Genomic DNA, 12,279 nt, shown 5'->3' on the forward strand with positions numbered 1-12,279 from the left:
GATGGTGGGTCGTGCTGGATTCGAACCAGCGACCAATTGATTAAAAGTCAACTGCTCTACCGACTGAGCTAACGACCCATCTAAATCATTTTTTAAACTTTTTACTACAAATATGGTGGTCGTTACTGGGATCGAACCAGTGACCCCCTCCTTGTAAGGGAGGTGCTCTCCCAGCTGAGCTAAACGACCTGGGATTCTTGAAATGATGGTGGGTCGTGCTGGATTCGAACCAGCGACCAATTGATTAAAAGTCAACTGCTCTACCGACTGAGCTAACGACCCATCTAAATCATTTTTTACAAACTGGTGGTCGTTACTGGGATCGAACCAGTGACCCCCTCCTTGTAAGGGAGGTGCTCTCCCAGCTGAGCTAAACGACCTGGGAATTCTGTCTCCACTTAGTGGAGAAAATGGTGGGTCGTGCTGGATTCGAACCAGCGACCAATTGATTAAAAGTCAACTGCTCTACCGACTGAGCTAACGACCCTCACCACGACCAGTTCCGACTGCATTACTGCTTCGGCTCTGACGGCGGCCTATATTACGGATTTAAATTTCCGGTGCAACAGAAAATTCGTAATTTAAATCCGTTTGCTCACTGTGCGTACAAATGCAGGCTGTTTTTACAGTAGCGTTACGAAAACAGTGACATACAGCAATGTTACAGCTTGGCCAGACTCTGTTTGGCCAACTGGGCCGGCGAGGTGTTGGGATAGCCCTTGATCACCTGCTCATAGAAGGATTTGGCTTCCGCCTTCTTGCCATCCAGTTGCGCCAGCATACCCAGCTTCAGCAGCGCATCGGCTCGCTTGGGGGATTTGCTGTATTTGTTGGCCACGGTCGAAAACTGGGCCGAGGCTCCGGCTCTGTCACCCTTGTTGAACAGCAACTGGCCGAGCCAGTAGTGTGCATTGGGAACATAGCCCGAATTGGGGTACTGCTTGATGAAGCCCTGGAAAGCCGGAATGGCTTTGTCGTAGTTCTTCTCTTTGAGCACCATGTTGACCGCTGCGTCGTAGGCCTGATTCTCATCCTGATTGGTTGAGTAATTGGCGGCTGCAGCCGGTGTGGCAGCAGCAGGGGCCGGGGCAGCTGGAGCAGCTTGCTGGCTGCTGGCAACCTTGTCGAGCTCCTGATAGAGCTGACGCTGGCGCTCTTGCGACTGTTCCATCTGGTAGGTCTGCTGCTCCAGCTGACCACGCAGCTCGGAAACCTCCCCTTGCAGGGAGTCGACCTGTTGCTGCAATTCAGCTTGCAGTCGCAGACGGGCATTGAGGGTGCGCTCCAGCAGGGCAACCCGATCTTCCAGGCTACCGGTGGGCACGATGGCGCCGTTGTTGCCGCTAAGGACAACCCCACCACTTGAGTCACCGCCCAGATCGCTGACCGGTGCCGCAGCTTGCGCATTCAGAGCAACCATTACGGCCAGCGCAACGACAACTTGCTTGTACACAGATTTCATTCGGATCAAACCTTAGCGTTTAGTACAGATAAAACGGCCAGCGCCATCGTCGCTCGCATATGCAGATTTCATTCGGATCAAACCTTGGCGTTTAGTGCAAATAAAACGGCCATCGAAATGGCCGCTTGCATATAAACGAACTTCGTTCGGTTCAAACCTTAGTAAACCAGAACCGCGCGGCGGTTTTTGGCAAAGGCATCCTCGGTGTGAGACATGTCCAACGGCTTCTCTTCGCCATAGCTGACGATGGAGAGCTGCTCGGCCTGCACACCCAGGGTTTGCAGATACTTGGCAACAGCCTTGGCACGACGCTCGCCCAGGGCGATGTTGTACTCCGGAGTACCGCGCTCATCGGCGTGACCTTCGATCAGGACTTTAACGCTCGGGCGCTCGCGCAGGTAGCTGGCGTGGGCATCCAGCAGATCAGCGTACTGACCCTGGATATCGTAACCGTCGAACGGGAAGTAGATCACGTTGTCACGTTGCAGTGCTTCGAACTTCTGACGCATCTGCTCTTCCGGGGACAACATGCCGTTGGCGCCGCCGGTTTGTACACCGCCCATGCCGTCGGTCATACCTGATTCAGCGCCAGCGGCGTCGGAATCAGAAGAAGAACTACAAGCGGCCAGGGTGAACAGTGGCAGTGCGATGGCCAAACCCTTGAGCAGTTTATTGAGTTGCATGCTATTTCCTTAAACCTTTATAACAAAACAAAAAACAATTGGATTTTTATCAATTCAAGAAGGGCGACCAAGCTGGTGCACGAATTTCACCGCTACTGGTCGGAAGCACAGCCTTGAAGCGACCATCAGTCGACACCAACGCGAGACTCTTACGACCCTGATAGATGGTGGCATAAATGATCATGCTGCCATTGGGAGCCACACTTGGCGACTCATCCAGAGCACTCTGGGTAAGGACCAACAGGGCATTGTTTTCCATGTCCTGACGGGCAATACGATACTGTCCCTGAACACGGGTCACCATCACCATGATTTTGCCATCAGGAGTAATGGATGCACCCTGGTTGGATTCACCTTCCCAAGTCATCCGGCGAGTCATACCAGTCGCCAAATTTACGCTATAAATCTGGGGTTTGCCACCACGTTCAGAGGTGAACAACAAATTTTGCCCATCCGGCATCCAGGAGGGTTCAGTGTCGATCACACGGCTGGTTGTGACGCGGGTCAGCTGCTTGCTAGCGACATCAACCACATAGAGGTTCGGTGAACCATCTTTGGAGAGAACGATAGCCAGACGACGACCATCCGGAGACCACTCCGGCGCCCCGTTGATACCACGGAAACTGGTGATCAGGCTGCGCTGCTGAGTGTAAATATCCTGCACATAGATTTCGGACTTCTGGTTCTCGAAGCTCACGTAAGCCAGCTTGCTGCCATCCGGTGACCAGGCCGGAGACATCAAGGGCTCGCGGGAGCGCAGCAGGGTTTTCTCGTTGTAACCGTCGTAGTCAGAAATACGCAGCTGGTACGGGAACTGGGTACCCTGCTGTACGGAGACGTAAGCCAAACGGGTCAGGAAGGCACCGCGCTCGCCAGTCAGACGCTCATAGACGATGTCGGAGATACGGTGGGCAAACTGGCGCATCTGGGCACCCGGGATGGTCGCCATGCGGCTATCCAGGATGTAACCGTTGCTCTCGCCGCCTTGCGCCTTGGCCAGCTGGCCTTTCAGCACATCAACCAGCTCGAAGTTGACCTTGTAGGTGCCGTCACCCACCGCCGAGATGGAACCGACGACTACGGCCTCAACCCCTTGAGCGGCCCAGGGAGCGAAGTTGATCTCGCTGCTGCTGCTCGGGGTCTGCGGCATCTGGCCACGGGCCAGCGGCTTGAACTTGCCGCTGCGCATCAGGTCGTTGGAGACCACTTCCGCGATGTCCTGCGGCAACTGCCCGTTGCCTTCCCACTTGAAGGGGGCGACGGCGATGGGGCGTGCGCTATCAATACCGCCGGTGATGACGATGTCCAGGGCCGCCTGGGCACTCTGGCCCAGCAACAAACAGCCAACCAAAGCAAAAAATACTTTTCTGATCATGGCTTAAATACTCGGTTCCAATATAGATGAGAGGTTAAATTCCTTTCTCGGCGAGAGGTTGCCAACCGGAGGCAAGCAACCTCGTTTTATCACGCTTAGATACTCGGTTCTAACTTCAGGTTAAATTCCTTCAACATCTCGAATGCCGCAGGATCCTTGGGCACAGGCAGTTGATTGGCTTTCAGAACAGCCGCCTTACCGGAACGACAGACCGCCGGGTCACCCTGGCCGTTATCTACCGATATGACAAAGCCACTGCTCGCAAGACGTACGCCGATAGTACATGTTTTGCCCCGCATGGTGGGATCCAAAATCATATACCGCTCAACAGTGGCCTTGATGAGCGCCGCATATTTGTCGACTTCGCCCTGGGCTGCTGCCGATGCGGCCTGACTGCGGGCATTGGCCTCAGCCGACAGCTGCTGCTGCATCATCTCTTCCATCTCTTTTTGCAGCTTGGCCTGCTCGGCTGCTTTACGCTTGCGCTCAGCCGCGATCTTGGCCTGCTTTTCGGCCTCTGCCTTGGCTTTCTTCTCTGCGTCAGCTTTTGCCTTTTTCTCAGCCTCTTCCTTGGCCTTCTTCTCGGCCTCGGCTTTGGCTTTTTTTTCTGCTTCTGCCTTGGCTTTCTTCTCGGCTTCGGCTTTGGCCTTCTTGTCAGCTTCCGCTTTCTTGGCCTTGGCTTCTGCCGCCTTGGCCTTCTCTTCAGCCTCTTTCTTCTCTTGTTCCTTTTTCTTCTTCAGTGCCAACGCCTTGCTCTCGGCTTCCGCCGCTTTACGCTCGGCTTCGGCCTTCTTGGCCTTCTGCTCTTCCAGCTTGCGGGCTTCCTGGGCTTTTTGGGCCTTCTCTTCCGCCTGCTTCTGCTCGGCAACCTTCTTCTGCTTCTCGGCCTCGGCCTTGCGAGTCGCCTCTTCGGCCTGCTTGCGCTTGGTCTCGGCGATGCGAAGCTGCTCCTGTTTCTGAGCCAGCTCGCGCTTGGCGAGATCCGTGTCTTCCTTATCCTTCTCTTTCTCTACCTTTTGAGGCTTGGGCTGAGATTTCTGCTGCTGGATCTGCTTGGCCTGTTCGTTGAGGAAGTTCTCATCAAGCATGACGGCATTGACGATCTGCCCCTTCGATTCGGGTCGTTTCGGTTTGCTGAAATCGAGCCCGACAAACAGGATGATGCCGATGATCAGGTGCAGCAGAAACGACGCGATGAGATAACCGGAAATACCACGCTTCACATCCATCTCCGTTAGTTCACCGGATCTGTCATCAGGCCAACCTGAGGCACACCCGCTTTCTTGAGGGCCACCATCAACAGGATCACCTCTTCGTAGCGCACGGCCTTGTCACCCGCGACCACCACGGGGGCATTCTGGTTGATCGCCAGATAGCCCATGGCTTTTTCGGTGATGTATTGCTGCATCGCCTCTGGCGTGCCGCTTGGCACCGGCTCGTCATCGGCTTCGCCAGCCTTGATGACATACTCGCCTTCGGTATTGACGCTGACGATGAAGGGCGGCTTGGCATCTTCCGGCAACTGCTCGGACTCAGCCTGTGGCAGATCCACCTTGACCCCTTGCGTGATCACCGGCGTGACCGCCATAAAGATGATAAGCAGCACCAGCATGACGTCGATATAGGGAACCACGTTGATCTCGGCCACCTTCTTGCGCCGGATCCGCTGATAGGTTTGCATTACTGATCACCCTGCTGCTGTGCAATTTGACGGTTCAGAATGGTGGTGAACTCGTCCATGAAGTTGGCGTAGGCGTTCTCCAGCCGCTCGACCTTGTTGGAGAAGCGGTTGTAGAAGATAACCGCCGGGATAGCGGCAAACAGACCCATGGCAGTGGCGATCAGCGCTTCCGCGATACCCGGTGCCACCATTTGCAGGGTGGCCTGCTGCACCTGACCCAGGGCGATAAAGGCGTTCATGATCCCCCATACGGTACCAAACAGACCGATATAGGGGCTGATGGAGCCGATGGTCGCCAGCACCGGCAAGTTGGATTCCAGATCATCCACCGCGCGGGAGAGGGAGACACGCATGGCGCGGTAGGTACCATCCATCACCGCATCCTGACCACGGGCACCGGCCTTGAGCAAGCGGGCATACTCCTTGAAGCCGGAGTAGAAGATATCTTCCATGCCTTCGATATCATCGCGGCGGGAAGAGGACTCCTGATAGAGCCGATTGAGATCGACCCCTGACCAGAAGCGATCTTCAAACTGTTCCGATGCGAGATTGGCCGCCTTGATCGCCTTTGAACGCTGGATAATCAGCGCCCACGAGACAATAGACATGCTCATCAGGGTCATCATGACCAGTTTTACCAACAGGCTGGCTTGCCAAAACAGGCCAATAAACGAAATTTCAGCGTGCACTTAACAGCACTCCCTTGATTTTTTCAGGTATAGCTACAGGTTTCATTTGCGGATGACTGACACAGGCTATCTGTACCATGGCCTGGGTGATCAGTCGTCCATCAGCCGCCAGGATCTGCTGCGAAAAGCGCAGGGATGCGCGTTTCACTTCAATCACTTGCGTTAATACATTCAATAGTTCATTAAAACGGGCCGCCGAGCGGAAATCGATCTCAGTTCGGCTCACCACGAAGGCATATCCCTCCTGCAGCCAGACGTCCTGTTCGACCCCTTTGGCACGAAGAAACTCGGTGCGAGCACGTTCCATAAACTTGAGATAATTGGCGTTGTAGACGATGCCCCCGGCGTCGGTATCTTCGTAGTAGACACGCACCGGAAACTCAAAGACTTCCCCCATAACAATCTGTGATCCATTCGACAGTCAGATGGGGGGCTATCATAGCGCAGGGCTGAATAGGAAAGAAGCAGGGGGAGACAGGGAAATCCTGCCTCCCCCCGTTTTTTATGAAAGGAAATATGAATGTGTCAGCCAGAGGCCATACAACAAACTGGGCCAGGCGAGCCAGGGGTTGAACAGCACACGTCCGGGCAGGCTTTTCAGATGAAAGCCAAGCCCGTTAAGTACGCCACAACAGACGGCCCACATCAGCCAGGGAGCAAGCCAGAGACCATGCTCGCTGGTGTTGGCCGCGATCAGATTGGGGGCCTGTAAAATAGCGACGGCCAACAAGGCCGCCGCGAGTAACATCAACCCCTGCCACGGCTGCCGCTCCAGTGGAGCGGCCAGCCTGGCGAGTCGATCACTTGTTTTCATCGATCTGACGATCCATGTTCTCGGTGTGTTCCAGCCACAGCGCATTGATGATGCCAAATGCACAGGCCAGCAACAGTCCCAGGATCCAGGTGAAATACCACATTGTCAGCGCACCTCTTAATAGAGAGATTGTTGGTTATCTTCGATGTGCTTGTTGGTTACCCGGCCAAACATCTTGATGTAAGTCCAGATGGTGTAACCCAGCACAATCGGTACGAAGATCGCTGCGGCCACAGTCATCACCTGCAAGGTGTTGAAAGAGGCAGTAGCATCCCACATGGTCAGGCTCAGTGACGGCTCAAGGCTTGAGGGCATCACGAACGGGAACATGGAGAAACCGGCAGTGAGGATGACCCCGGCAATCGCCAGCGAGGAGCAGGTAAACGCCAGCCAGCCGATGTTCATGCGGGCAAACAGCGCAGTCAGCAGGCTCATGGCCAGGCCCAGTACAGGGGCAGCCACCATCCACGGATAGAGGGTGTAGTTGTTCATCCAGGCACCAGCCTGCAGGACAACTTCCTTGTTCATCGGGTTGGATACCGCGTCAGTCGCGGCAGCCTTGACGATGACATACCCTTCCATACCGCTTACCCACCAACCCGCGGCAGCAAACAGCACCAGGGTCAGCAGTGAGCAGATCATGGCGGCAGTGCGGGAACGTGCCAGCACTTCACCGTCGGTCTTCATCATCAACCAGGTTGCGCCCTGGGTGAGCAGCATGAACAGGCTCACCAGACCAGCCAGAATGCCGAACGGGTTAAGCAGGCCGAAGAAGTTGCCGTGATAGGTCAACATCATGAACTGGTTAAACTCGAACGGAACGCCTTGCAGCAGGTTGCCAAAGGCTACGCCAAAGACGATGGGCGGTACGGCGCTGCCGGCGAACAAGGCCCAATCCCAGTTGCTGCGCCATTTGGCATCAGCACGCAGGGAGCGGTACTTGAAACCGACCGGACGCAGGAACAGCGCCATCAAGGTCAGGATCATGGCGATGTAGAAGCCGGAGAAGGTCGCGGCATACACCATCGGCCAGGCGGCGAACAAGGCACCACCGGCAGTGACCAGCCAAACCTGGTTACCTTCCCAGTGCGGTCCCATGGTGTTGAGCATCACGCGGCGCTCGACATCTTTCTTGCCGACGAACGGGAGCAGTGCGCCTACCCCCATGTCGAAGCCGTCAGTGATGGCAAAACCGATCAGCAGCACGCCGACCAGAGCCCACCAGATGACACGCAGAGTTTCGTAATCAAACATGGTCGCTCTCCTTATGCCTTGATCTGTTCAAAGTGATACTTGCCAGTCTTCAGGCTGCTGGGGCCAAGACGGGCATACTTGAACATCAGGTACATCTCGATAACCAGAAGTACGGTATAGAACAGGCAGATACCGATCAGAGAGAACCAGATCTCGGCTGCAGGCAAATTGGATGCAGAGAGGGAAGTCGGCAACACCTCTGCAATGGTCCACGGTTGGCGACCATATTCAGCAACAAACCAGCCAGCTTCGATAGCGATCCACGGCAGCGGGATACCCCACAGCAGACCCTTGAGCAGCCACTTGCGCTTGCCGATCTGGTGACGGGCACTGTCATAGAAGGCCATACCAATCAACACCAGCATCAGCATGCCGACGGCAACCATGATGCGGAAGGCGAAGAACAGCGGCAGTACCTGCGGGATGGAGTCATCCACGGCGGCCTTAATCTGCTCGTCGGTAGCATCGGTCACGTTGCTGGTGTAGCGCTTGAGCAGCAGACCGTAGCCCAGATCCTGCTTCACTTCGTCGAAACGAGCGCGGGTCTCGTCAGACTTGTCACCGGATTGCAGCTTGGTCAGCAGGTCGTAAGCGGTCATACCGTTACGAACGCGCAGTTCGTGCTCGCTCTTCAGATCCTTCAGACCGGTGACCTGACCGTCCAGAGAACGGGTCGCGATAATGCCCAGCGCATAGGGGATCTTGATGGCGTAGTCGGTGCGCATCTCTTCCTGATTCGGAATACCGAACAGGGTAAAGGCAGCCGGAGCAGGTTCAGTCTCCCACTCAGCTTCGATAGCGGCCAGTTTCACCTTCTGCACTTCACCTGTCTCGTAACCGGATTCATCACCGAGGATCAGCACGGACACGATGGAAGCCATACCGAACGCAGCGGCAATGGCGAAGGAGCGACGGGCAAACGCCACATCACGATTCTTCAGCAGGTAGTAGGAGGAGATACCCAGCACAAACATGGCGCCACAGGTATAACCTGCCGCCACAGTGTGGACGAACTTGACCTGAGCAACCGGGTTGAGCACCACGTCAGCGAAGCTCATCATCTCCATCCGCATGGATTCGAAGTTGAACTCGGCACCGACCGGGTTCTGCATCCAGCCGTTGGCGACCAGGATCCAGAGGGCGGAGAGGTTGGTACCCAGCGCCATCAACCAGGTGGCAGCCAGATGCTGATGCTTGCTCAGACGATCCCAACCAAAGAAGAACATACCGACGAAGGTGGACTCCAAGAAGAAGGCCATCAGCCCTTCGATAGCCAGCGGGGCCCCGAAGATATCGCCGACATAATGGGAGTAGTAAGCCCAGTTCGTCCCGAACTGGAACTCCATGGCCAGACCTGTGGTGACCCCCAAGGCAAAGTTGATACCAAACAACTTACCCCAGAATTTGGTCATGTCCCGGTAGATGGTGTTGTTGGTCATCACATAGACGGATTCCATGATCGCCAGGAGAAAGGCCATTCCCAGCGTCAGGGGTACAAACAAAAAGTGATAAAGGGCCGTCGCAGCGAACTGGAACCGCGATAGGTCTACCACATGCTCAGCAATCATGATGTTTCCTCACCGATTATTGGCACGGCTATTTTAAGTTTTAAGCACAAAGCTTCCGTTGGAGGTTATCGAATGAGCCTTATTGGGACGTGTCACAACAAAACGCGTTCAGTAACCACTGGCATTAACAACAAGGCAATACGAGAACACAAATAAAGCTAATGTTTAACAATTCCAAAACAATCAGCCTAAATTTATTCTCGCCCATGATGACCGGGTTTTTATATCACCTTTATTTGATTGAAATCAATGTAAAAGGACCCGCCATACATGGCTTTGAAAGGCATTTTTAATCTATTTCACGATTATTGACGCGAGCCAGATCACAAAACACGATAAAGCGTAAAGCATTGATTTAAATCAATTTAAGAATTTAACATCCCGCCGCTCGGTTTAATTTGAAAAGCGTGAATGACGCGCCTTTTTCCATGTTATCCGAGTCAGGCAATCTGATTCGAAAACTCAATTTAAAATTGCAAAGAATGCATACTCATGCGAACCAATTTCATCAATAAAGACATTAGATAAACTAATTTGAAGAGTGCAATTTTTCTTGTTTGCCGGGGTCGATTCGAACTCCTACAATGCGCCTCGCAGTGAGGGCATACCCTTGGATACAGGCCGGTTAATCCGGGTTCACGGTACGTATTCGACGATCAATTTGAACCTGTCTATTGGAATCGAAGATGAAAAAGTTTGTTGCTAAAACCATCCGTTACTACAAGCTTTCCTTTGTTCAGCTCTATCAACTGAACCGACTCTGAGAGCTCGCGACGGCTCACCTGTTTATTTTCCGGTCTGTGTCCAGACGCACTCACTGTCTGTGAACATCCATCCTGAATTGTCTTTGCCCACCGCATCCGCCGTGGGCTTTTTTTTGCCCGGATAACAAAAAACCGCCTTTGACGGCGGTTTCATGTTCAAACGACTGTTTTTACTTCTCATCTGGTCGCTGAAGACCGAAATGAGCGTAGGCTCGTGTGGTCGCAATCCGTCCTCTGGGTGTACGTTGCAGATACCCTTGCTGGATCAGATAAGGCTCCAGCACATCTTCGATAGTATCTTTCTCTTCCCCGATCGCGGCGGCCAGATTATCGAGACCCACCGGGCCCCCCATAAACTTGTCTATCACAGCCAACAATAACTTGCGGTCCATGAAGTCAAAACCTTCATTATCGACATCCAGCATGTCCATGGCGCGAGCAGCAATGGGGCCGTCGATCCGGCCATCGGATTTCACCTGGGCAAAGTCGCGCACCCGCCTTAACAAACGGTTAGCAATCCGCGGCGTGCCGCGAGAGCGACGGGCGACCTCAATGGCACCATCTTCCGTCATGTCTAGCCCCAGACAACGGGCACTGCGGGAGACGATATCGGTCAGGTCCTTGACGTTGTAGAACTCCAGCCGCTGGACGATGCCGAAGCGATCCCGCAGCGGGCTGGTCAGTGAACCTGCCCGGGTGGTGGCGCCAATCAGGGTGAAGGGAGGCAGATCCAGCTTGATGGAGCGAGCCGCTGGACCCTCCCCGATCATGATGTCGAGCTGGTAATCCTCCATCGCCGGATAGAGCACCTCCTCCACCACCGGGCTGAGGCGATGGATTTCATCGATGAACAGCACATCGTTCGGTTCGAGGTTGGTGAGCAGCGCCGCCAGATCCCCTGCTTTCTCCAGTACCGGGCCGGAGGTGGTCTTGATATTGACCCCCATCTCGTTGGCGACGATGTTGGCGAGGGTAGTCTTGCCCAGACCCGGCGGGCCGAAGATCAACAGGTGATCGAGCGCTTCACCCCGCTGACGGGCCGCTTCGATAAAGATCTCCATCTGCTCGCAGACGGTATCCTGACCGGTGTAATCAGCCAGCTTCTTGGGGCGGATAGCCCGGTCAATAATGTCATCCTCACGGGCGGCACTGGCCGAAATGAGGCGGTCTGCTTCAATCATCAACTACCTCATACCAGGCTACGCAGAGATTCACGGATGATATCTTCCACCGACATCCCCTCTTTGGCGATCTTGCTGACAATCTGACTCGCCTGCTGCGGCTTGTAACCTAGGGCCACCAGCGCACTGGCCGCCTCTTCGGTCACATCAGGTGCCCGCAATTCGGGCTCACTGGCTGGCAGGGTGACCATGGCCGGGGAGAAGAGGTCGTGACTGACCCAGCCCTTGAGGCGATCCTTCATCTCCACCACCAGCCGCTCGGCGGTCTTCTTGCCGACTCCCGGCAGTTTGACCAAAGAGCTTATCTCTTCACGTTCGACACTCAGCACGAATTGGGTAGCTGTCATGCCGGAAAGAATAGCCAGCGCCAGCTTGGGGCCGACTCCGTTGGTTTTGATCAGCTCGCGGAACAGTGCCCGCTCCTGTTTGTGGTTGAAACCATAGAGCAACTGGGCATCTTCCCGCACCACGAAGTGAGTATGGATGGTCGCTTCCTTGCCGATCTCCGGCAAATCATAGAAGCAGCTCATCGGCATCTGTACCTCATAGCCAACCCCGCCCACTTCCAGCAGGACCTCGGGGGGCTGCTTTTCAATGACAATGCCTCTCAAGCGACCAATCACGGCTCTCTCCTCACCAATACAACTATTCGTAAATTGGCTCATAGCATAAAGAATAACTGGATAAGTATCCAGCATAGGGCAGCAACACCCTTGTGGTAAGAGAGGCTTTTTATCCCATTTTCCACCATGCTTGATCGGGTGCAACCAGTGCACGGGATGTTTCAGCGCCGCACCGGCCCCCGATC

General features: G+C 54.6%; 13 protein-coding genes and 5 tRNA genes. All 18 read right to left on the minus strand.

The features are described 5' to 3' along the window. Positions 1-2: 2 nt before the first annotated feature. The 18 genes from AB5Y90_RS16935 to ruvA all read right to left on the minus strand — a co-directional run bounded on the left by AB5Y90_RS16935 (position 3) and on the right by ruvA (position 12,094). A tRNA-Lys gene (locus AB5Y90_RS16935) sits at positions 3-78 on the minus strand. Positions 79-113: 35 nt separating this feature from the next. Then, a tRNA-Val gene (locus AB5Y90_RS16940) sits at positions 114-189 on the minus strand. A 17-nt stretch (positions 190-206) separates the two neighbouring features. After that, positions 207-282, minus strand: a tRNA-Lys gene (locus tag AB5Y90_RS16945). Positions 283-304: 22 nt separating this feature from the next. Next, positions 305-380: transfer RNA gene (locus AB5Y90_RS16950), tRNA-Val, on the minus strand. 31 nt (positions 381-411) lie between these two features. Next, a tRNA-Lys gene (locus tag AB5Y90_RS16955) sits at positions 412-487 on the minus strand. Positions 488-661: 174 nt separating this feature from the next. Then, positions 662-1,462, minus strand: a complete 801-nt coding sequence (ybgF, locus tag AB5Y90_RS16960; RefSeq protein ID WP_162515189.1) for a tol-pal system protein YbgF — start codon at positions 1,460-1,462, stop codon at positions 662-664. 158 nt (positions 1,463-1,620) lie between these two features. Continuing rightward, positions 1,621-2,145, minus strand: a complete 525-nt coding sequence (pal, locus tag AB5Y90_RS16965; RefSeq protein WP_005304908.1) for a peptidoglycan-associated lipoprotein Pal — start codon at positions 2,143-2,145, stop codon at positions 1,621-1,623. A 49-nt stretch (positions 2,146-2,194) separates the two neighbouring features. Next, positions 2,195-3,520: a Tol-Pal system beta propeller repeat protein TolB gene (tolB, locus tag AB5Y90_RS16970; protein WP_158112736.1), complete on the minus strand. Its 1,326-nt coding sequence runs from the start codon at positions 3,518-3,520 to the stop codon at positions 2,195-2,197. Between the two features lie 95 nt (positions 3,521-3,615). Continuing rightward, positions 3,616-4,749, minus strand: coding sequence for a cell envelope integrity protein TolA (tolA, locus tag AB5Y90_RS16975; protein ID WP_307896238.1), 1,134 nt, complete (start codon positions 4,747-4,749; stop codon positions 3,616-3,618). Positions 4,750-4,754: 5 nt separating this feature from the next. After that, complete coding sequence (gene tolR, locus AB5Y90_RS16980) at positions 4,755-5,201, minus strand: protein TolR (RefSeq protein ID WP_005354757.1); 447 nt, start codon at positions 5,199-5,201, stop codon at positions 4,755-4,757. Then, positions 5,201-5,890, minus strand: a complete 690-nt coding sequence (gene tolQ / locus AB5Y90_RS16985) for a protein TolQ (RefSeq protein WP_005335735.1) — start codon at positions 5,888-5,890, stop codon at positions 5,201-5,203. Before tolQ ends, tolR begins: the two co-directional genes overlap by 1 nt. Further along, positions 5,880-6,287 (minus strand): tol-pal system-associated acyl-CoA thioesterase, encoded by a 408-nt coding sequence (gene ybgC, locus AB5Y90_RS16990; RefSeq protein ID WP_005335737.1) that lies wholly within the window; start codon positions 6,285-6,287, stop codon positions 5,880-5,882. Before ybgC ends, tolQ begins: the two co-directional genes overlap by 11 nt. A 105-nt stretch (positions 6,288-6,392) precedes the next feature. Then, on the minus strand, positions 6,393-6,704 hold the full coding sequence (locus AB5Y90_RS16995; RefSeq protein ID WP_041202810.1) for a cyd operon YbgE family protein: 312 nt from the start codon (positions 6,702-6,704) through the stop codon (positions 6,393-6,395). After that, the gene (cydX, locus tag AB5Y90_RS17000) at positions 6,691-6,807 is read right to left on the minus strand and encodes a cytochrome bd-I oxidase subunit CydX (RefSeq protein WP_005304933.1); all 117 of its coding nucleotides are present in this window, start codon (positions 6,805-6,807) and stop codon (positions 6,691-6,693) included. Before cydX ends, AB5Y90_RS16995 begins: the two co-directional genes overlap by 14 nt. A 14-nt stretch (positions 6,808-6,821) precedes the next feature. Beyond that, positions 6,822-7,958, minus strand: coding sequence for a cytochrome d ubiquinol oxidase subunit II (cydB, locus tag AB5Y90_RS17005; RefSeq protein WP_307896237.1), 1,137 nt, complete (start codon positions 7,956-7,958; stop codon positions 6,822-6,824). 11 nt (positions 7,959-7,969) lie between these two features. Then, a complete protein-coding gene (locus tag AB5Y90_RS17010) occupies positions 7,970-9,526 on the minus strand; it encodes a cytochrome ubiquinol oxidase subunit I (RefSeq protein ID WP_005335743.1) in 1,557 nt (518 codons plus the stop codon). A gap of 934 nt (positions 9,527-10,460) precedes the next feature. Beyond that, the gene (gene ruvB, locus AB5Y90_RS17015; protein ID WP_005335744.1) at positions 10,461-11,471 is read right to left on the minus strand and encodes a Holliday junction branch migration DNA helicase RuvB; all 1,011 of its coding nucleotides are present in this window, start codon (positions 11,469-11,471) and stop codon (positions 10,461-10,463) included. An 8-nt stretch (positions 11,472-11,479) separates the two neighbouring features. Beyond that, positions 11,480-12,094 carry a Holliday junction branch migration protein RuvA gene (ruvA, locus tag AB5Y90_RS17020; protein ID WP_005335746.1) on the minus strand — a complete coding sequence of 205 codons (615 nt, stop codon included), beginning with the start codon at positions 12,092-12,094 and terminating at the stop codon, positions 11,480-11,482. Positions 12,095-12,279 lie beyond the last annotated feature (185 nt).

This window comes from Aeromonas sp. R4-1 (assembly GCF_040908325.1).
GTDB classification, from domain to species: domain Bacteria; phylum Pseudomonadota; class Gammaproteobacteria; order Enterobacterales; family Aeromonadaceae; genus Aeromonas; species Aeromonas veronii.

Excerpts from the sequence above, each read along its gene's own strand:
- AB5Y90_RS16995 (WP_041202810.1), bottom strand. The coding sequence starts at position 6,704 with ATGAAAACAAGTGATCGACTCGCCAGGCTGGCCGCTCCACTGGAGCGG.
- ybgF (WP_162515189.1), bottom strand. The coding sequence starts at position 1,462 with ATGAAATCTGTGTACAAGCAAGTTGTCGTTGCGCTGGCCGTAATGGTT.
- cydB (WP_307896237.1), bottom strand. The coding sequence starts at position 7,958 with ATGTTTGATTACGAAACTCTGCGTGTCATCTGGTGGGCTCTGGTCGGC.
- tolA (WP_307896238.1), bottom strand. The coding sequence starts at position 4,749 with ATGGATGTGAAGCGTGGTATTTCCGGTTATCTCATCGCGTCGTTTCTG.
- pal (WP_005304908.1), bottom strand. The coding sequence starts at position 2,145 with ATGCAACTCAATAAACTGCTCAAGGGTTTGGCCATCGCACTGCCACTG.
- ybgC (WP_005335737.1), bottom strand. The coding sequence starts at position 6,287 with ATGGGGGAAGTCTTTGAGTTTCCGGTGCGTGTCTACTACGAAGATACC.
- tolR (WP_005354757.1), bottom strand. The coding sequence starts at position 5,201 with ATGCAAACCTATCAGCGGATCCGGCGCAAGAAGGTGGCCGAGATCAAC.
- ruvB (WP_005335744.1), bottom strand. The coding sequence starts at position 11,471 with ATGATTGAAGCAGACCGCCTCATTTCGGCCAGTGCCGCCCGTGAGGAT.
- tolB (WP_158112736.1), bottom strand. The coding sequence starts at position 3,520 with ATGATCAGAAAAGTATTTTTTGCTTTGGTTGGCTGTTTGTTGCTGGGC.
- cydX (WP_005304933.1), bottom strand. The coding sequence starts at position 6,807 with ATGTGGTATTTCACCTGGATCCTGGGACTGTTGCTGGCCTGTGCATTT.
- AB5Y90_RS17010 (WP_005335743.1), bottom strand. The coding sequence starts at position 9,526 with ATGATTGCTGAGCATGTGGTAGACCTATCGCGGTTCCAGTTCGCTGCG.